The sequence below is a fragment of the Tepidibacillus decaturensis genome (genome assembly GCF_001561915.1).
Taxonomy (GTDB): Bacteria; Bacillota; Bacilli; order Tepidibacillales; family Tepidibacillaceae; genus Tepidibacillus_B; species Tepidibacillus_B infernus.
Genome location: NZ_LSKU01000001.1, coordinates 1,456,921 through 1,474,308, shown reverse-complemented (window position 1 = coordinate 1,474,308; position 17,388 = coordinate 1,456,921). Strand labels below are relative to the sequence as shown.

21 protein-coding genes and 5 tRNA genes are annotated in these 17,388 nt (G+C 34.6%); 23 read left to right on the top strand and 3 right to left on the bottom strand.

What is annotated here, in order from left to right:
- On the bottom strand, nucleotides 1-507 hold the full coding sequence (locus tag U473_RS07145) for a 2'-5' RNA ligase family protein (protein WP_068724805.1): 507 nt from the start codon (nucleotides 505-507) through the stop codon (nucleotides 1-3).
- A gap of 418 nt (nucleotides 508-925) precedes the next feature.
- Between U473_RS07145 and U473_RS07140 the strand changes: the two genes are divergently transcribed.
- Together U473_RS07140 and thpR are read left to right on the top strand one after the other, a co-directional pair.
- Nucleotides 926-1,474: a phosphatidylglycerophosphatase A family protein gene (locus U473_RS07140; protein ID WP_068724802.1), complete on the top strand. Its 549-nt coding sequence runs from the start codon at nucleotides 926-928 to the stop codon at nucleotides 1,472-1,474.
- Nucleotides 1,475-1,476: 2 nt separating this feature from the next.
- Complete coding sequence (thpR, locus tag U473_RS07135) at nucleotides 1,477-2,031, top strand: RNA 2',3'-cyclic phosphodiesterase (RefSeq protein ID WP_068724800.1); 555 nt, start codon at nucleotides 1,477-1,479, stop codon at nucleotides 2,029-2,031.
- Between the two features lie 53 nt (nucleotides 2,032-2,084).
- Here the strand turns inward: thpR and U473_RS07130 are convergent, their stop codons facing one another.
- A complete protein-coding gene (locus U473_RS07130; RefSeq protein WP_068724799.1) occupies nucleotides 2,085-2,570 on the bottom strand; it encodes a hypothetical protein in 486 nt (161 codons plus the stop codon).
- A 246-nt stretch (nucleotides 2,571-2,816) separates the two neighbouring features.
- Here U473_RS07130 and U473_RS07125 point away from each other — a divergent pair.
- From U473_RS07125 to U473_RS07095, 9 genes are all read left to right on the top strand, one after another.
- Nucleotides 2,817-2,892 (top strand) — tRNA-Met (locus U473_RS07125).
- Between the two features lie 42 nt (nucleotides 2,893-2,934).
- Nucleotides 2,935-3,011 (top strand) — tRNA-Asp (locus tag U473_RS07120).
- Nucleotides 3,012-3,047: 36 nt separating this feature from the next.
- A tRNA-Ile gene (locus U473_RS07115) sits at nucleotides 3,048-3,123 on the top strand.
- 12 nt (nucleotides 3,124-3,135) lie between these two features.
- Nucleotides 3,136-3,224, top strand: a tRNA-Leu gene (locus U473_RS07110).
- A gap of 33 nt (nucleotides 3,225-3,257) precedes the next feature.
- Nucleotides 3,258-3,333 (top strand) — tRNA-Val (locus tag U473_RS07105).
- 241 nt (nucleotides 3,334-3,574) lie between these two features.
- Nucleotides 3,575-3,721 (top strand): hypothetical protein, encoded by a 147-nt coding sequence (locus U473_RS15000; protein WP_181482220.1) that lies wholly within the window; start codon nucleotides 3,575-3,577, stop codon nucleotides 3,719-3,721.
- A 277-nt stretch (nucleotides 3,722-3,998) separates the two neighbouring features.
- The gene (locus tag U473_RS14755; protein WP_161937297.1) at nucleotides 3,999-4,148 is read left to right on the top strand and encodes a hypothetical protein; all 150 of its coding nucleotides are present in this window, start codon (nucleotides 3,999-4,001) and stop codon (nucleotides 4,146-4,148) included.
- Between the two features lie 252 nt (nucleotides 4,149-4,400).
- Nucleotides 4,401-5,474, top strand: a complete 1,074-nt coding sequence (locus U473_RS07100; RefSeq protein ID WP_068724798.1) for an NAD(P)H-dependent flavin oxidoreductase — start codon at nucleotides 4,401-4,403, stop codon at nucleotides 5,472-5,474.
- A gap of 159 nt (nucleotides 5,475-5,633) precedes the next feature.
- Nucleotides 5,634-6,764: a hypothetical protein gene (locus tag U473_RS07095; protein WP_068724796.1), complete on the top strand. Its 1,131-nt coding sequence runs from the start codon at nucleotides 5,634-5,636 to the stop codon at nucleotides 6,762-6,764.
- On the opposite strand, the gene U473_RS14255 is transcribed toward U473_RS07095, so the two are convergent.
- Nucleotides 6,761-6,925, bottom strand: coding sequence for an aspartyl-phosphate phosphatase Spo0E family protein (locus tag U473_RS14255; RefSeq protein ID WP_082732419.1), 165 nt, complete (start codon nucleotides 6,923-6,925; stop codon nucleotides 6,761-6,763). The two genes, U473_RS07095 and U473_RS14255, sit on opposite strands and share 4 nt — an antisense overlap.
- 282 nt (nucleotides 6,926-7,207) lie before the next feature.
- Here U473_RS14255 and U473_RS07090 point away from each other — a divergent pair, with 282 nt between their 5' ends.
- The 12 genes from U473_RS07090 to U473_RS07035 all read left to right on the top strand — a co-directional run.
- Complete coding sequence (locus U473_RS07090; protein ID WP_068724794.1) at nucleotides 7,208-7,999, top strand: carbon-nitrogen family hydrolase; 792 nt, start codon at nucleotides 7,208-7,210, stop codon at nucleotides 7,997-7,999.
- Nucleotides 8,000-8,115: 116 nt separating this feature from the next.
- Nucleotides 8,116-8,892 (top strand): putative hydro-lyase, encoded by a 777-nt coding sequence (locus tag U473_RS07085; protein WP_068724789.1) that lies wholly within the window; start codon nucleotides 8,116-8,118, stop codon nucleotides 8,890-8,892.
- A gap of 280 nt (nucleotides 8,893-9,172) precedes the next feature.
- Nucleotides 9,173-9,727 (top strand): inosine/xanthosine triphosphatase, encoded by a 555-nt coding sequence (gene yjjX / locus U473_RS07080; RefSeq protein ID WP_235589074.1) that lies wholly within the window; start codon nucleotides 9,173-9,175, stop codon nucleotides 9,725-9,727.
- A gap of 240 nt (nucleotides 9,728-9,967) precedes the next feature.
- Nucleotides 9,968-10,147: a twin-arginine translocase TatA/TatE family subunit gene (tatA, locus tag U473_RS07075; RefSeq protein ID WP_068724787.1), complete on the top strand. Its 180-nt coding sequence runs from the start codon at nucleotides 9,968-9,970 to the stop codon at nucleotides 10,145-10,147.
- 63 nt (nucleotides 10,148-10,210) lie between these two features.
- Nucleotides 10,211-11,326 carry a 4Fe-4S dicluster domain-containing protein gene (locus U473_RS07070; protein ID WP_068724784.1) on the top strand — a complete coding sequence of 372 codons (1,116 nt, stop codon included), beginning with the start codon at nucleotides 10,211-10,213 and terminating at the stop codon, nucleotides 11,324-11,326.
- 71 nt (nucleotides 11,327-11,397) lie between these two features.
- Nucleotides 11,398-12,015, top strand: a complete 618-nt coding sequence (locus U473_RS07065) for a TorD/DmsD family molecular chaperone (RefSeq protein WP_068724782.1) — start codon at nucleotides 11,398-11,400, stop codon at nucleotides 12,013-12,015.
- Nucleotides 12,016-12,184: 169 nt separating this feature from the next.
- Complete coding sequence (locus tag U473_RS07060) at nucleotides 12,185-12,817, top strand: stalk domain-containing protein (RefSeq protein WP_068724780.1); 633 nt, start codon at nucleotides 12,185-12,187, stop codon at nucleotides 12,815-12,817.
- Between the two features lie 115 nt (nucleotides 12,818-12,932).
- Nucleotides 12,933-13,754: a M23 family metallopeptidase gene (locus U473_RS07055; RefSeq protein ID WP_068724778.1), complete on the top strand. Its 822-nt coding sequence runs from the start codon at nucleotides 12,933-12,935 to the stop codon at nucleotides 13,752-13,754.
- A 114-nt stretch (nucleotides 13,755-13,868) separates the two neighbouring features.
- Entirely contained in the window at nucleotides 13,869-15,659 is a 1,791-nt protein-coding gene (locus U473_RS07050; protein ID WP_068724777.1) for a KamA family radical SAM protein, read from the top strand.
- 59 nt (nucleotides 15,660-15,718) lie between these two features.
- Complete coding sequence (locus tag U473_RS07045; protein WP_068724773.1) at nucleotides 15,719-16,198, top strand: hypothetical protein; 480 nt, start codon at nucleotides 15,719-15,721, stop codon at nucleotides 16,196-16,198.
- Nucleotides 16,199-16,297: 99 nt separating this feature from the next.
- Entirely contained in the window at nucleotides 16,298-16,609 is a 312-nt protein-coding gene (locus U473_RS07040) for a DUF1292 domain-containing protein (protein WP_068724769.1), read from the top strand.
- Between the two features lie 173 nt (nucleotides 16,610-16,782).
- Nucleotides 16,783-17,388: Y-family DNA polymerase (locus tag U473_RS07035; RefSeq protein ID WP_456119706.1), on the top strand; the 606-nt coding region annotated here is incomplete at its 3' end.

Below are 17,388 nucleotides of genomic sequence, written 5' to 3'. Positions count from 1 at the left end.
TTATTTTCCTGTTAATAAAAAAGTTTGATAAACTGTCCATGATTGATTCTCAATCTGATAACACAAATGAATTCGATCGACCAGTATAGACTTATTTAAATTTTCCAATTTCAATCTACCATATACATCATGTATTTCTTGTTCATGCAAATCTTGAGCAATGGTCATATGTGGAATAAATTGATGTTTTAATGGCCGCTTTAAGATGTCAGCGTTTAGTTTTTCTTGTAATTCATAAATAACAGGATTTTTTTCAAACCCTACATATACAACAGGAGAGATAGGAAGAAAAGTACCGACTTTGCTTAGTTTTAATGTAAAAGGAGGAATTTGACTTGTAATGTTTTCAATATATTGAATAGCCTCGTTTATATTTTCTATCTCAAAAGCCTCTTTAATTGTAATATGGGGCGGAATTAATGTGTAATGAGAATCATAACGTTTTCGTAATGAATTCGCCCAATCCTGTATTTCCTTTTGGGGGTAAATCACAATACCATATTTCATACCTTTTTCCTCCTTTTTCAACCTATCATTAGGTTCATAAACCTATTTTATCAAAAGAATTTGAAATATGAAATATTTTGGTAAATACAATGAAAGAATAAATTGCCTTTTTTCTGTATAAACTAAGAAAGAGTTTTTTTATATGAAGGAGGAATAAAATGGCAGTCATTTTTATTGTTTTTATTGCTTTGCTTTTTTAGTTGGAATGAGTTATGGTTTAGCCTATTTAATTCAAAGACTGGATCAGCATCAAAATCAATAATCTTTATCTATTTTTATTTTATATTTTGATAAGGGTGGCAGTGTAAGCATGATTCACTGCTACTCATTTTTTTTAATAATATATATAATGAAGTTTATTTTGTATATGTAGAGAAAGTGATATGATGGAGAAAGATATTTTTGGAGGTGACAGGTATTGAAAAGAAGGGTACCAAGTAAAGAGGTAAAAGCTGCAGCGTTACAGAGATTAAGAGAACGCGGTGTTACATTGGAAGATATTGCAGAAATCGTCTATGAATTACAATTGCCATATAATAAAGATTTAACCATGGAGCTTTGCCTGGAAAGTGTAAACAAAGTATTAGAAAAACGTGAAGTTCAACATGCATTACTTGTTGGGATCGAGTTAGACGTATTGGCTGAAAAAGGTTTGTTAACTGAACCATTGCAATCTCTTGTTGAGTCTGATGAAGGACTTTTTGGAATTGATGAAACAATGGCATTAGGCTCTGTCTTTGGTTATGGAAGCATTGCAGTGACCACTTTTGGATATTTAGATAAAGATAAAGTGGGAATAATTAAAAAGTTGGATACAAAAAACGGTAAAGGTGTTCATACGTTTTTGGATGACCTTGTTGCTGGAATCGCTGCTTCAGCGGCAGGACGTATTGCCCATCGATTAAGAGATGTGCAAGAAATGGTGGAAGAAATAGAAGAACAAATGACTGAGGATAATGTGGTTTAGCTATGAGATTATTTGTTGCACTTAAGCTAGCTGAACATGTAAAAAATGAACTTAAACAACAATTGCCAATTATTCGCAACAGCTTACAATTGGGAAAATGGGTACCAGAAGAAAATTGGCATATTACTCTTCTTTTTTTAGGGGAAGTCGATGAAAAAGAGATGGAATCGTTAGACCAAGCATTAAATGAGGCCGTAAAAAATGTAGTCCCTTTTCAATTACAGTTAAAGAATATAAGTGCCTTTCCTAGCGAAAATAAGCCTAATATTTTATGGGCTGGTGTTCATGGAGACTTGCAAATGTTAAACAAACTTTACCAAAATTTTGTTGAAGCATTGACAAAAACAAAGATTACATTCGATGCAAAGCCTAAGTATACTCCTCATGTAACATTAGCAAGAAAGGTGAATGTTCCCTTTAAAAAGGAAAATTTTAAACTAACGTCTTCTGTATGGCAAGTAACTTCTCTAACTTTATACCAATCAGTTTTTACGGTTTCTGGGGTAAAATATCAACCTATTTTAACTAAAGAGTTTTTAAATGAACGAGAGAAATGAGCTTTGTATGAAAATATGAGAGGCTGTTGATGAATTTCAACAGCCAAAACTTTTTAGAAACCATGGCCTGATTCATAAATTTGATTCGTTTGACTTGATAATTGAACCTGATTGATTGTTTGTTGTATTTGATTACTAAATGATTGGAGCGCATTTGCTTTTTGTTGCATCAATTGCTGAAGATGTAAAGGATTCATATTGGCAGATTTCAATTGGGTGTATTCCGTTTCCATCTTACCAATCTCGTTATAAAATTTTTGTAGCATTTGATCTAAATGCTGCATTTCAGGGACGCTAGTATGTTGTTGTGCCTGCCCAAGTTGTTGCGTTTTGAAATTTTGTTGAGACATTTGCATGTTGTTAGATGCAGTGGACGACGCAAGTTGAGGTTGTTGTATAGGTACAACTAATGATGGATTGCTCTGTAATTGTTTAGTCTGCTGTAGTAGTGATTGAGTTCCACTTACGATTTGTGACACCAACTGATTTGTTTCTTTATTTACATAAGCGATTTGTCTGTCTTTTAATTGTTTTGCCAAATTGCAACACTCTCCTTAACCATGGTTCAAGTCAATGGTATTCATGTATACATTGACAATGTTATTGTAAACCCAATTCGCTAAATATATGTGACAATACTATTGACAAATTATTGTACTCTAGGTAAAATTACTTTTGTCCCAAATACCAAGTGGTTTAAGGGATAAAACTATTTTTAAAAATTGTTGCATAAATGTTATAAATCATATATAATAATTTTTGTCGCTAATTTTATTATGTAATGACGCGGGGTGGAGCAGCTGGTAGCTCGTCGGGCTCATAACCCGAAGGTCGCAGGTTCAAATCCTGTCCCCGCAACCAATAAACTATTTGCACTACGTCGAATATTCCCATTTATATTATGGAGCTGTGGTGTAGAGGCCTAACATGCCTGCCTGTCACGCAGGAGACCGCGGGTTCGAATCCCGTCAGCTCCGCCATTTTAAAAAAGTATTTGTTTAAAGTTAAATTAGTAGGGGCCTATAGCTCAGTTGGTAGAGCGGTCGGCTCATAACCGATTGGTCACAGGTTCGAGTCCTGTTGGGCCCACCATTTAAAAGTCCTGCCGGGGTGGCGGAATTGGCAGACGCACAGGACTTAAAATCCTGCGGTAGGTGACTACCGTACCGGTTCAAGTCCGGTCCTCGGCACCATCTAAATTGAGTGTAACAACGTCGAATATATGTGACTCCGTAGCTCAGCCGGGAGAGCACCATCTTGACAGGGTGGGGGTCGCTGGTTCGAACCCAGTCGGGGTCACCATACTTTATATATCAAGGGTTTGAAGGCCATAAAAGATTTTGGAAAGTTGATGGTCGGATATAAACCCTTTTTTTATTTTTTAGACCACCATCTTTCAAGATGTTATTCCTGAAAGGGTACAGAGGTGATAAGTAAATGGATGATATGGGGTTAGTAGTATTTGGATTTATTTTTTATAAAGAATGAAATCCAATTTATGAAGCATAATGAACATAAGGTAAAGAAAAGGAGATGAATCATCGTGGATAAGAAAATCAGTCCTAAAGAAAAGGAGCCTACCATTGCACCAAGTATGGAGATGGATGCACTAGATGAAGATGCAACTCCTGAAGAGGTAAAAAAGGGGAAATATACAAGGGTGGTTAAATTAGTAAGTGATCGTCGATAAACTAACAGCTACAAACAAACGTAGCTGTTGTTCTTTATTGCTATCCCGTAATACATAATAATAAATTGTTATCGTTTTCACAATATAAAATAGTCATAAAATTTTTATTAGATATTAAATTATGGAAATATAATAAAATTTGCCACTGTTAAAGTATTTAATTGATTTTTCTAAAGATTTAAACTTTAATGATGTTCAAATTTTTGTTATAATTTTCACAATCACAGACTAAAAAATGTTGTATAATGAGATTGAAATTAAAAAAGAGGTGATTGGGATGGCAATCTACAAAGTGGAAGAGGTAGCTCGTCAAAAAGATTTATTAGATTACGTTGTAAACTATAAAGGTAAAATGATGAGCTTTGAAGAGTATTTAACAAAAAAAGAACAAGAAGCTGTTTGGGATTTTTATCTAGCCAAAAAGTAAGAACTTGCAATTATTTTATTTATAATACAGTAAGATACTGAGTTCATATAAAAGAACTATTCAACCTAGTGGAAGAGATATTAAAGATATGGAAACAAACCTTTCTATTATAGGAAGGTTTTTTTTGCTTACGAAATCTCCAAAATTCTCAAACTTATACTAACTAATTCAAGTGAAATATTTACTTTAAAGGTTTAAAACGTTATAATGCAAACAATGATAATCATTAAACAAATTCAAGGAGTCGATTTTATGAAATTACCTTCACTCTCGTTAGGAGATTTAATAGCGTCAGTACCTATTATTCAAGGAGGAATGGGCGTAGGTGTTTCTCGTTCTAGGTTAGCCTCAGCTGTAGCAAATGAGGGAGGAATTGGGATCATTTCTGGGGTGCAAATTGGTTTTAATGAACCAGATTTCGAAAACAATGCTCTTCTTGCTAATATAAGAGCTCTAAGAAAAGAAATTAGTAAGGCACGGGAGTTAAGTCCCAAAGGCATTATAGGGGTTAACCTTATGGTGGCCATGAACCATTATAAGGAAATGGTAAGAACCGCGGTAGAGGAAAAAATAGACATTATTGTTTCTGGAGCCGGGTTACCTAAGGAATTACCTGAATTTATTAAAGGCACAAAAACGAAAATCGCACCGATTGTCTCTTCAGGAAAAGCAGCATATCTAATGACGAAGCTATGGGACAAAAGGTATGAATATTTACCTGATTTAATGATTGTTGAAGGACCTGAAGCAGGTGGACATTTGGGTTTTTCCATTGATGAATTAAAATCTAAAATAAATCTTTCTCAAATCTTAAGTGATGTAAAAGAAGCGTTACATTCATTTGAAGAAAAATATAAAAAACGTATCCCTATTATTGCTGCAGGAGGTATTTTTAATGGTCAAGATATTGCAAAATATTTAAAATTAGGTGTCTCCGGAGTACAGATGGGAACTCGCTTTATTGCTACAGAAGAATGTGATGCAGATGTTAATTACAAACAGGCATTTATTCGTTCAAAACAAGAGGATATCAACCTTGTAAAAAGTCCTGTTGGTCTTCCTGGAAGAGCCATCCATAATGAGTTTGTTAAAACTGTTGAAGGAGAAAGAATACCTGTAAAAAAGTGCTATGATTGTTTAGTCACTTGCGACCCTAAAACGACTCCTTATTGTATATCAAAAGCACTTATCGAGGCAGTGAAAGGGAATATTTCAAACGGATTGATTTTTACCGGTTCAAATGGGTATCGATTAAATGAGATTATTACTGTTAAAAAATTGATGAAAGAGCTCGTTCAAGAAGCTGAACTGGTGATGTCTATGTAAAGATATTAGTACTAAAAATCCTTGAAAGTTTTAATATTTCAAGGTTTTTTTATTACACACCTAGTAATCTTCACGCCAATGCAAAATGGTGATATTTGTATATCTTTTTTTCCAATACAAAGAATATAACTGAGAAATATTCGATTGGAGCTGGTTGTATTGGAAAAAGGAAACAGGGTCATTATTTTAATTCTTTTCACTCTCGTTTTTAGTTTCGTATTTTTTGCATCATTTTCTCACAATGTTTCCTCAAAAGAAGCAAGTAAAATAACCATTTCCATCAAATCGTCACCTGAAGCAATTAATGAAACAAAACTAACCATCTATCAAAGTAAAATAATAAAAGAAATTGTAAAAAGTCCTTTATATCCCTCTAAGGTAGTTCTTCCTTTTACAGACACCTATATCACTATAAATCAACAAAGTGGTGTTCGTCGTTACTTAGCAGATCAATATGGTAACTTATTTGATGTTCGACAGCTTAAAAAGGTTCATTTGCCAGCTCATCTTCAAGAGCAATTATTTACATACATAGAAATCATAAAAAGAAAGCACTATGGAGAATTGTTACCATGGGAAGAGGTCGATACGATTATCCCTAGGAAAACAAAATTCCAAGTGATCGACTTAGAGACAGGACTACGTTTCAATGTTCAACGAAGAGCAGGAAGTCATCATGCTGATGTGCAACCATTATCAAAAGAGGATACTAAAATTATGAGAGAGATATATGAAGGGAAATGGAGTTGGGATAGGAGAGCGATTCTGATCCAAATTGGTAATCAACGGATTGCTGCATCAATGAATGGAATGCCTCATGGGTTCGGTGCACTTAGGAATGGGTTCCCTGGACACTTTTGTATCCACTTTAAAGGGAGCATTACGCATATAACTAGAAATCTAGATCCTGGCCATCAAGTCATGGTATATAAAGCAGCAGGAAAAATAGAGCAATATTTAATCACACTCAACCCATATGATCTTGTTGATGTATTTTTGATGTCTTTAAATCAAAATGATAAACAGTTGTTTAAAATGTTGCTTTCGAAAAATAAATATAAGGAAATACCTTCACTATTGGTTGAAATGGATAAAATCGATACAATCTCAAGAACGACTATTTTTGATAAGACGAACACATTCAATCTAATGTCATTTGAAATTCCCATAGAAGTAAACTTATATTGGAAAGAAGGGGGAAGAGAAAAAAGGAAAATGAATTTTCTACTAAAAAGAAATTCAGTTACAGATCGATGGATAATTGATTTTGAGGAACTGTTTACTGATTAAATGTTCTTTTTTTGTTGCTGTTCTCTCAATATTTCGATATGTAATTTGTCTAAAGATTGGCTTAACTTGATAACGACTGGATGGGTCAAACCATATTTCATAGCAGATTGAATCATTTCTTCTCGCAAATTTTCAAATTGTTCTATAAGTTGTTCAGACAAAATATATCAAACGCCTTTCAGTGGATGTTTTTACACAACATGACAAATAATAACATAATTTTTATTAGCTGACTATAAACAAATTCACAATTTTTACATAAAATTTTTTTAAAATTTAAGCAAATGTACAAAATTGAATATATTAAGGTTTTTACCTTAGCTAAGAATTGTAAAAACTTACAAAATTAGACGAAATGCCGCATGACACTTGGTAGTTTTTGTTGTATGATGACATTAGTCATAGAGAAACTCACACGATAATAGTAAGGGGATTGAATAGTAATGGATAAAATAAAAGTTTCTGCAATCCAAATGGATATTCAATTTGGCCAATCTGAAGTAAATAGACAACGGTTAGTAGACACGATGCATAGGGCTCTCAAGCAGCAGCAATCCAATGTGGTGCTTGCTCCCGAAATGTGGAATTTGGGGTATGATCTTGAAAACGCTCTTAAAAATGGAGATCGAGATGGAGAAATGGTTAAATCCTCCTTCACGGCAATCGCTAAGCAATATGGTTCCTATATCATCCCAGGTTCGGTGGCGAATGTGAGGAATATTAAGGTCTTTAATACTACTTATGTCATTGATAATCATGGTGATGTACGAGGCTACTATGATAAAATTCATCTATTTCGACTCATGAATGAAGAAAAGTATCTTGAATCCGGCAACAAACGTTTCACTTTTGATTTATATGGCCATAAAGCCGGAATCGTCATTTGTTATGATATTCGTTTTCCAGAGTTAATACGTTCGATGGCATTAGATGGGATGGAAGTATTATTTGTCCCAGCAGAATGGCCACATCCTCGCTTATATCATTGGAGAAGTCTCCTTATTGCTCGAGCAATTGAGAACCAAATGTTTGTGGTTGCAACGAATCGTGTGGGAAGTGACCCGAATAATACATTCTTTGGCCATTCGATGATTATTGATCCATGGGGAGAGGTGATTGCTGAAGGTACAGAAGAGGAAGAAATTATTACGGCAGAACTTGATTTGTCCATTGTTCCAGAGATAAGGAACAGAATTCCTGTATTTAAAGACCGTAAAGAAGAATTTTATTTTTAGTCAAATAAAAGAAGGAGGATTAAGATGAGTGGTATTGGTAACGACTTATTTTCCGAATAGAGCTTCTTTTGTTCGATAATATTACATACCATTTATTTAAAAGATGGGGTGATGAGATGGAAAATGTTCAACAATTAAGAATGAAAATTAGAGCCAATGAATTTACGAAACCTACAACAGGTTATGGGATGGATCGATTACAAGCAAACGTAGTCATTCTACCGAAAAAATACGCTTATGATTTTCTTTTATTTTGTATCAGAAATCCCAAACCTTGTCCAATATTAGAGATTACGGATACCGGTTCACCTTATATAAAAAAATATTCAGATGATATCATTGATATAAGAACCGATGTTCCTAAATACCGAGTATTTAAAAATGGTGAATTCGTTGATGAACCATTGGATATAAAGGATATTTGGCAAGATGATTTTGTAACCTTTCTTCTAGGATGCAGTTTCACTTTTGAAAATGAATTAATAAATAATGGAATACCCGTAAAACACATCAACCAAGGGAAAAACGTGGCGATGTATATTACGAATATTGAGACTGAACCAGCAGGATCTTTTAGAGGAAATCAAGTTGTAAGTATGAGACCATTTCATTATTCTTTAATCCCTCGTGTTCTCGAAATTACTTCTAGGTTTCCTAGTGCACATGGTTCCCCTATTCATATAGGAGATCCTACCCAAATTGGTATCAAAGACATCCATTCACCAGACTTTGGCGATTCTATTGACATCGCAGAAAATGAAGTACCTGTGTTTTGGGCATGTGGTGTGACGCCTCAAGTCGCTCTATTAAATAGCAAACCAGATATCACGATTACTCATGCCCCAGGGCACATGCTCATTACGGATTATCCAACGGCCAAACTTGCTAGATAAATTAAACATAGATTACCTGACAACAAATGTTTGTTGAATTTTCCGTTGTCATTTAGGGGTTTGTATATTCCATAAGCTGCGACATAGCGTGACGAACAGCTTTAGCTGTGTAGCACGACTTGTACACTTTGTGTGCTTTCAAGTGCCCTTCTCTCTTATAGAAGGGAACGGATGACGGAGCGCGATGGAATATACAAACCTTTTCTTATTCTATTCTTGCGATTTGGGAAAGAGAATGTTTTACTATAGTTAGGATTAAACCATATTGTGAAGGAAAGAAGTGTGGAAATTGGTGTTACATATTGGAGTAGGGTCAAAGAATCCTGCAAAAATTGAGGCGGTTCGATCAGCATTTGCTGAAATGGGGTTTGAAGCAGAAGTGATTGGATTAGATGTAGAATCGCAAGTGTCTGAACAACCTTTTTCAGATGAAGAAACGATTCAAGGAGCAATTAATCGCGCAAATAACGTAATGTTTGCGGAAAAGGAATCGCATTTCTTTGATTACTGTATAGGGTTAGAAGGAGGAGTAATTGAATCTCCGTTTGGTATGTTTTTATGTAATTGGGGTGTAGTAGTTGATAAAGAAGGGAATGTGGGAATCGGTGGTGGACTCCGTGTACAGCTCCCTGAAGAAATTGCAAACCATTTACGTATGGGGAAAGAGTTGGGAGATATTATTGATGATTTTACAGGAAAACACAATGTGAAGAAAAAAGAAGGTACAATTGGGATTTTAACAAACCAGCTCATCACTCGAAAAGATATGTTCCGTGATGTAACCATTTCTGCTTTTGCCAGATTTTTAAACCCACAGTTGTATGAAGAAAACTAACAGTGGTCACCAATTTTATCTACAAATTGTTCTATTCCTTTAAAGTATTGATTACGTTTTTCTGTTTCAGTTCTGTAATCACTTTTGTCAAGGTGTTCGCTAAATTTTCAAATTTACGCTGACTTTTTGCCCTTATCTTCCTATAAAATAATAACTGTAAAAGAGGAATAATTATATTTTTTAACTGGTTAGGTAAAAGAGACTTTGTGAAATAGTTATCATAGAAAGGAGGGAACGAGGATGTCCTTTGCTAATATCGGAGTACCTGGATTGATTCTCATTTTAATCATTGCCTTAGTTATTTTTGGACCTAATAAATTACCTGAGCTTGGAAGAGCAGCTGGCAAAACACTAAAGGAATTTAAAAGTGCAACGAAGGAATTGATTGATGAGAATGAATCCAATTCTAAAGAAAAATAATAGATTTTTATTTATGAGAGGTTCATCCTCTGGGGAGGTGAAACTTTAGCTGGGGGAGTGCAAATGCGTCAGGATTTAAAGAACTTTTTTCAATTTGAAGTAGTTCAAATTCAGAAAAAGAGTTGCATCAACTATGCAAATCGAAAAAAGGTTTGTAACGAGTGTGTGGCAAATTGTCCAACAAATGCGATCCAATTGAATGACCAAGTTCCAGAGTTGAATCATTCAAAATGTGTCAATTGTGGAGCATGTATTGGTGCCTGTCCTGTTTTTGCAATCGACCACATCCAAAAGCCATACCAAGAGATTTATAGGCAGATTGAAGAATTTCCCTTATCTAAGATCACTTGTGATCAAGCAGAAAATATACAAAAGGGAATTAAACTACCTTGTTATCTTTATCTTGATCAGCATCTTCTTTTAGCATTTACAAAAGGAAAAGAGAAGGTAAGTTTTTATATTGGAAAATGTCAAACATGTGAGAAAGTAGGGTTTGACCTGATCCAAAAACATTTTGCAAGATTGGAACAAGAACTAGCATTGGTTTTTAGGAAAGTGAAAATTGATCTTACAGCAGAAGAAATACAAGAAGCCGATGATGTTGTTTTTCAAGGAATAACAAGAAGGGAATTACTACAGAATTTTTCTATCCGTAATATTCGGAAGATGATGTTTGCAGAGAAAGACCAAAACGAAGAATTGAAAAGAGTGACTGATTCCGAGGAACAGGGTAAAAAAGAAAGGAATCTATTTAAAAGGAAGAAATTGAATCAATATCTGCAGCTACTAAGCACATCAAGACATAATAAAACAACCTTACCCTTTGGTCAATTTTTAAAAATTGAATCGATAGACAAATGTAGAGGTTGTACAATTTGTGAACAAATTTGTCCCACAGAAGCGATTAAATGGGAAAATGAGGGGAATCAAAGTAAACTCGTTTTTTCTACTCAAGATTGCATTGCTTGCCAAAGATGCAGCGCATGTCCAGAACAATCTATCACATACCAAAGTGTTAAGCTTGATGAATATATGCAAGAACCAAAGGTATTAATCACATTATGGTTGAAAGAGTGTAGTCAATGTGGCCAGGCATTTAAGACTGTGACAGAAGAAGAAACTTGTGAATTTTGTAAAGTAAAACAAGATAAAGATTCATCCCGCTTCTTCGCTCTTTAACTTCACACAAAAGAGCAAAATCACTCTTACAGATTTAGATAAAAAGTATGTTGTCTAGAGGAGGAGTCTTTGTGCAGAATCATGTGTCACAAAACAAACAAGCAAAAGTTGAAATCTATTTAACCCTAGCTGAATTTTTTAAGTTTCCAACTGAAGACTTTTATCAAGATGTTATGAATGGAACAGTTGATCAACTACTAGTAGAAATGGCGAAAGAAGCAAATTACACCAAACCAACTGTTCAGTTAAAAGGTAGATTTCCAAATTTTTCTGAAATGAAACAAACCTATATGCGTTGTTTTATGGGTGTGATTAAACCTTATGCCCCACCGATTGAATCAGTCTACAAGGTATGGACAACTGATCCAACTGCTGGACTATCTATTGCAAAGAGCAAAGGGTATCTGTTTGGTGATGCAGCTCTACACATCAGGCACCTCTTCGAACAATTCCATTTAGAAATCCCAGATGATTATGCAAAAATGCCTGATCATTTGACACTCTTATTAGAGTTTCTAGCATTTTTGATCAAAGAAACGAGTGAAGAACATGTAAATCAATTCGTTGCTGATCATCTTGATTGGTTAGAAGATTTTAAACAGGAATTATTAAAAGTAAATGATAGTTCCTTTTATATCGATGTAACTGACATCATCATCAGTTTCATAAACAACGAAAAGAGGCCATAGGGTTGAAAATCCCTACTTTTCATATTTAGAAGTAGGTATTTCTATTTTTAGAGAGTTTTTTCGAAGAACGCATTTCTTTTTTTCATTTTACCCGCAACATTTTGAAATGTAAAAGGTATAAAGAAATAAAGATAACTTCAAACGTGTAATATGGTGCGGAGGTAACATAATGAAAAAGAGAGTTGTGATTATTCTAACGATGATTCTTCTATTTAGTGCCGTTACAGTTTATGCAGGGAATGCGATTTATGGTTATTTTAATGGTTATGAGAAGGTAAAAGTTCTCCTTAATGGAGAGCAGATGGTATCCAAAATCCCAGGATTTATCATTGAAAATACCACAGTTCTACCTCTTAAAACGATTGCAGAGTCTATGGGAGCGATTGTTTATTGGGATGAGGGAAAAAGCCTTGTAAAAATGATAAAACCTAATGTGAATATGCAGCTTACTGCAAACCCGGTTTTGGATAATGGGAACTATGTTATTTATAGTCCTTTTGGGAAAATCCCTACAAACAGACGTTCTGGATTTAATTTCTCTGTTTATAGTGAAGTGGATAATCTACCAAATGAAAAGCTTCAAATTAAAGTAGTGCTTAAAGATCCAGATGGAAAACTTGTAGAAGAAGGGGAAACCAAAACCTTTGATGCAACAAATGAAGATAGCTTGCAGTATGTTACTCCCTTCAAAAATATTGATTTTATTAAAACCGGTAATTATCGTGTAGAGTTTCTATTGAAAAGCGAAGCTACTCGTGGTGAGTTTCTTAAAATAGGTGAAAAACTAATCTTGGTTAAGTAAATCGTTTGAATAGGGGTAAGATTGTCAATAATAGTAAAGTGCCCTACTAAAAAGTCGTCTTGTTGTTAGACGGCTTTTCTTTTTAGATAAAATAAAAAGATAGGAGTTTACTATTGTGAAAAGACATTTGTTCTTAGTAGCACTTGCCCTTATCATCGTTCTATCAGGTCAGTATTTGTGGCTCCAACAAAATAAGGTGAAGTATGAAAAAAAATCGACTGATGAAGTGCAAATACCCAATTCCACTGCCGGTCTATCTTTCTCGTACCCATTTGATGAAAAGCTTACTCTTTCTTTACTTACTCAAATTTTTGAATGGGAAAAGCGTAAATTTGAGCAACATTTTTCTGAGATGTCAAGTGATGAGCTTATTTCTTATTTAGATTTTCTCTCACCACCATTAAAAGGAGCAAAGGTTAGTTCACGTGATTCCCATTTGCCTGGTGCTTTAAGAAGTTATCGAAACGGATTTCATGAGGGAATTGATTGGTATACTGGAGTAACTGGAATAACGGTTAATCAGACGACGCCTGTTTTATCTATGGCTGATGGAATTGTAGTGAGAGTTGATCATGATTTCGTTGAATTAACCAAAAAAGAAAGGACAGAGCTATTAAACATTGCAAAGAATTCTAACCAAACACCTGAATATATTTTAGATCGTTTAAGAGGAAGAACAGTTTGGGTGCAATATCCAAAAGGAGTACTTGTTCGTTATGCCCATCTAAGTGCTATTTCTAAGAATGTAGTCGTTGGAAAAGGGTTAAAAACAGGAGAAGTCTTAGGCTATGTTGGTAATTCTGGCACGAGTGATGGTGTCCTTGGAAATGATCGGGGACTGCACCTTCATACAGATATTTTGATTTATAACCACCTATTTTGGGAAAATTTAGATAAAGAGCAAATAAGGCAAGTTTTAAAAGCGATCTTTTTCTAACAATTTATTGAATTTTTTTGTTTCTTACCTTTTTTGCTCATGGATTTGATACAATCTAATATATTATCTTATCATCTTTGTTTTAAGGGTTGTAATGGGTGAGGGGGAGTAATCGTGATTTTTCATATTGATAAAGCAGATGTAATGGTGGAAATAGAAAAAATTGAGGAAGTTATTGATTTAATAAAAAAGGAAAATCCTGGATTTTGTGAAATTGTCATGCAATCTAAGGATGATGATGAATTACGTGAAAAGATTTATCAATACTTTTATCGTTTCGAAATTCATTGTCTACAATCTTGTCATATGAATGCTTTACAACGCTATCAATCTCAACAAGCTTTACGCGTTTTGAAAAACTTATTTTCTCCACGCCATGAGGCGATTACACATTTCTCAGTACTTAAGAACTTAAAAAAATGTTTAAACCAAGATTACCATGAAGTAGGTTTAGGATTTGCCTATGAAATTTTATTTTTGTTTAGGGCTTTAAAGGGAACCACAGGGTTAGAACAACTTCAAGAAGAAAAACCTATGTCTAAGATGCCTGAATGGAGTCTGTTAGATCATTTATCTAAGGAAGTAAATGATTGGATGAGCCGATATCCAAGTGGGTTAGATAATTCGATTATCCTGCAAAGGATTGAAAACCGAGAATCGATAAAATCAAGCTACAAAATTACTAATAAAGAATGGGATAACTGGAAATGGCAATGCCAAAATGTGATAAGAGACCGAAAAGAATTAGAAAAGTTCATTTCTCTGACTGAAGAGGAAAAAGAGGCGATTGATTTAGCAAATCATCACCAACTTCCTTTTGGGATTACTCCTTTTTTCTTATCTTTATTGGATTTAAATGATCCAGAAAGCAAATATGATCATGCGATACGTGCACAAGCCTTCCCTCCACTCCGATATATTCAACGCTTAGTAGAGGTAAAAAAACACCATATGAACATGTCATTATCTCAAACTCGGCAAATACCTACAGAAATTTCAATCACAAGGGGTTATCCTATGATTGCTATTTTTAAACCGATCCGCCAAAAGGTAAGGTATTGCTTATATTGTGAGCGAAGCTGGGCGATCAATCATGCTCTATGGAGACAAGATCAAGTAGAATTGGATAAAATAGATCGAGCCATTCGCTGGTTTAATCGTCATCCAGGTGTAACTGAAGTATTGATTTCAGGGGATATTATGATCTATGATGATCCAATGATAGAAGAGATCTTATCCCGTCTGGCGGATATTTCTCATATACAGCGGATTCGCGTATCGACAAGAATTCCAATGATTTTACCTATGAGGATTACAGACTCACTAGTACATCTTCTAAGCTCATATCAAATTTCAGGTAGAAGAGAAATCTCTTTAATGACCCATTTTGAACATCCTTATGAGGTTACGCTTGAAGCGATGAAAGCTATCCAAAAATTAAGAAAAACTGGAGTTCAGGTTTGTAATCAATCCATTTATACGGTAGAGAATGCTAGAAGGTTTGAAATGTCTGCATTAAGAAAGCAATTGCGTCTAATTGGCGTGGATCCTTATTATTCCTTTAATGCTAAAAAGGATATTCCTGAAGAAAGAGTACCTATTGCACGGATGATCCAAGAACAAAACGAAGAGTCCCGTTTGGCGCCAGGAATCGATCGTTCCGATGAGGCGGTATTTGATATACCAGGAATGGGAAAAAACTACTTAAAAGCTTCCCAAGAGCATGAACTGATTATGATCCTAGGCGATGGTTCAAGAGTATATGAATTTTATCCTTCAGACGTCAATTTATTCAACAAAAGGTCATTTCTATATCGAGATGTTCCTATTTTTACTTTTCTTCAACAATTAGCCCATAAAGGGGAAAACCTTAAGGATTATCAATCCATCTGGTATTATTACTAAAAACAATAGTATAATGGTATTTGTTGTGACTGTAAATGATACTGGAAGGATGTTGATGGATGAACAAATGGTTTGAACAATTTACTCAACTTTCACTAGAAGAAGAAAAAATAGAATTTAAAAACAAATTAGAGGCAGTTGGTTTTACTGCCATGAATCAATTGATTCAAGATTTTTATGAAAAACTAAAAAATATGGACGAATTAGAGTTTGATCAAATAAAAAAATGGTTACAATGGGGGAGTGAACTTTTCCCGAATTTGAGTGTTATTAGTCCTTCTTGGGAAAATACATGGCAAGACTTAGCAAAGATTTATGATGTAAAAGTAGGGTATTTCATGGAAATTCCTAAAGAGCAAAGGGATGGAGAATGGCAAGTTTTGTTTGATAACCCCTTTTCAACTGAAGGAGTTGTCTGCCACCCTCGCAAGACCTTTAATGAAGCCACTTATTTAGCTGCTAAGTATCAACTTTATATGAAAAAGGCTGAAATTGTTGAATTACAAAAAATACAGTTATCCTATATGAAAAGAGGCTAATTTCTTAGGAATTTTAGCTTCGAAAGTTTTTCCTTGACTGCTGTTATTTGTAATGATACGATTAAACAGCTAATTGATAAGAAAAGAGGATTGATTGAGATGAGTGAACACGATCACAACCATAACCATCATGACCATGACCACCATCATAACCACGATCACGACCATGAGCATAAAGTGGTATTAGTTGATGAAAATGGACAAGAAAAAGAATTTGACATTGTTACTTGGTTTGAAGTAGAATCTCAAGAATATGTCGTTTTAGTTTCTGCTGATGCCGATGATGATCAAGAAGGGGTCATCTTAAAAGTTCAAGAAGAAAATGGCGAAGAATTTCTTGTAGATATTGAAGATGACGAAGAATGGGAAAAAGTATTATCTGTCTACGAACAGTTAATTCAAGAAGACTAAAAGAAACCCTCTACACTGGAGAAACTCTCCAATGTGGAGGGTTTTTGCTATAGAATAAATTAAAAATAAATAAAGGGAATATATGTTCTAAAAAACGAAGAATTGAGGTATAATAAAGTAAGAACATTAGTTCTTTTTAATCACTTTTGTGGGTATATTGGAGGTGTAACATAATGGACAAAAAGAAAAGGGTTATTTTTTTAGTGGATATGGAAAGCTTTTATGCCTCTGTTGAAATAGCCTCCAACCCTGAATTAGTCGGAAAGCCTGTTGTGGTTTGTGGAGATCCGGAAAAAAGGCATGGAATTACTTTAGCTGCAAATCCTTTGGCCAAAAAGGCAGGAGTAAAAACAGCAATGCCTCTTTGGGAAGTGAAAAGTGTTTGTCCACAGGCTCAATTTGTAAGGCCACATATGGGGAAATATATTGAAGCATCTCTTCAAATTACGGAAATTTTGTATGAATTTACTGATCAAGTTGAGCCTTTTTCTATCGACGAGCAATTTATGGATGTAACAGCAAGCCAAAGCTTGTTTGGGTCCCCTCAGCATATGGCAAAAATGATTCAAAAACGAATCTGGGACGAAGTAGGTGTCAGGGCAAGGGTAGGAATTGGTGAAAATAAAATCCAAGCAAAGATGGCATGTGATCGATTTGCCAAGAAAAATCTTGAAGGAATTTTTGAATTAAATAGTACCAATTATATGAAAAAAACGGCTTCTTTAGCTGTTGATGAGTTGTTTGGAGTCGGTTCAAGAATGAAAAGAAATTTATATAAA

Bases quoted from the DNA above. Each gene is read 5' to 3' on its own strand.
- U473_RS07090 (WP_068724794.1), top strand. From the start codon at position 7,208: ATGGATAAAATAAAAGTTTCTGCAATCCAAATGGATATTCAATTTGGC.
- thpR (WP_068724800.1), top strand. From the start codon at position 1,477: ATGAGATTATTTGTTGCACTTAAGCTAGCTGAACATGTAAAAAATGAA.
- U473_RS14755 (WP_161937297.1), top strand. From the start codon at position 3,999: ATGGCAATCTACAAAGTGGAAGAGGTAGCTCGTCAAAAAGATTTATTA.
- U473_RS07060 (WP_068724780.1), top strand. From the start codon at position 12,185: ATGAAAAAGAGAGTTGTGATTATTCTAACGATGATTCTTCTATTTAGT.
- U473_RS07100 (WP_068724798.1), top strand. From the start codon at position 4,401: ATGAAATTACCTTCACTCTCGTTAGGAGATTTAATAGCGTCAGTACCT.
- U473_RS07145 (WP_068724805.1), bottom strand. From the start codon at position 507: ATGAAATATGGTATTGTGATTTACCCCCAAAAGGAAATACAGGATTGG.
- tatA (WP_068724787.1), top strand. From the start codon at position 9,968: ATGTCCTTTGCTAATATCGGAGTACCTGGATTGATTCTCATTTTAATC.
- U473_RS07045 (WP_068724773.1), top strand. From the start codon at position 15,719: ATGAACAAATGGTTTGAACAATTTACTCAACTTTCACTAGAAGAAGAA.
- U473_RS07040 (WP_068724769.1), top strand. From the start codon at position 16,298: ATGAGTGAACACGATCACAACCATAACCATCATGACCATGACCACCAT.
- U473_RS07085 (WP_068724789.1), top strand. From the start codon at position 8,116: ATGGAAAATGTTCAACAATTAAGAATGAAAATTAGAGCCAATGAATTT.
- U473_RS07070 (WP_068724784.1), top strand. From the start codon at position 10,211: ATGCGTCAGGATTTAAAGAACTTTTTTCAATTTGAAGTAGTTCAAATT.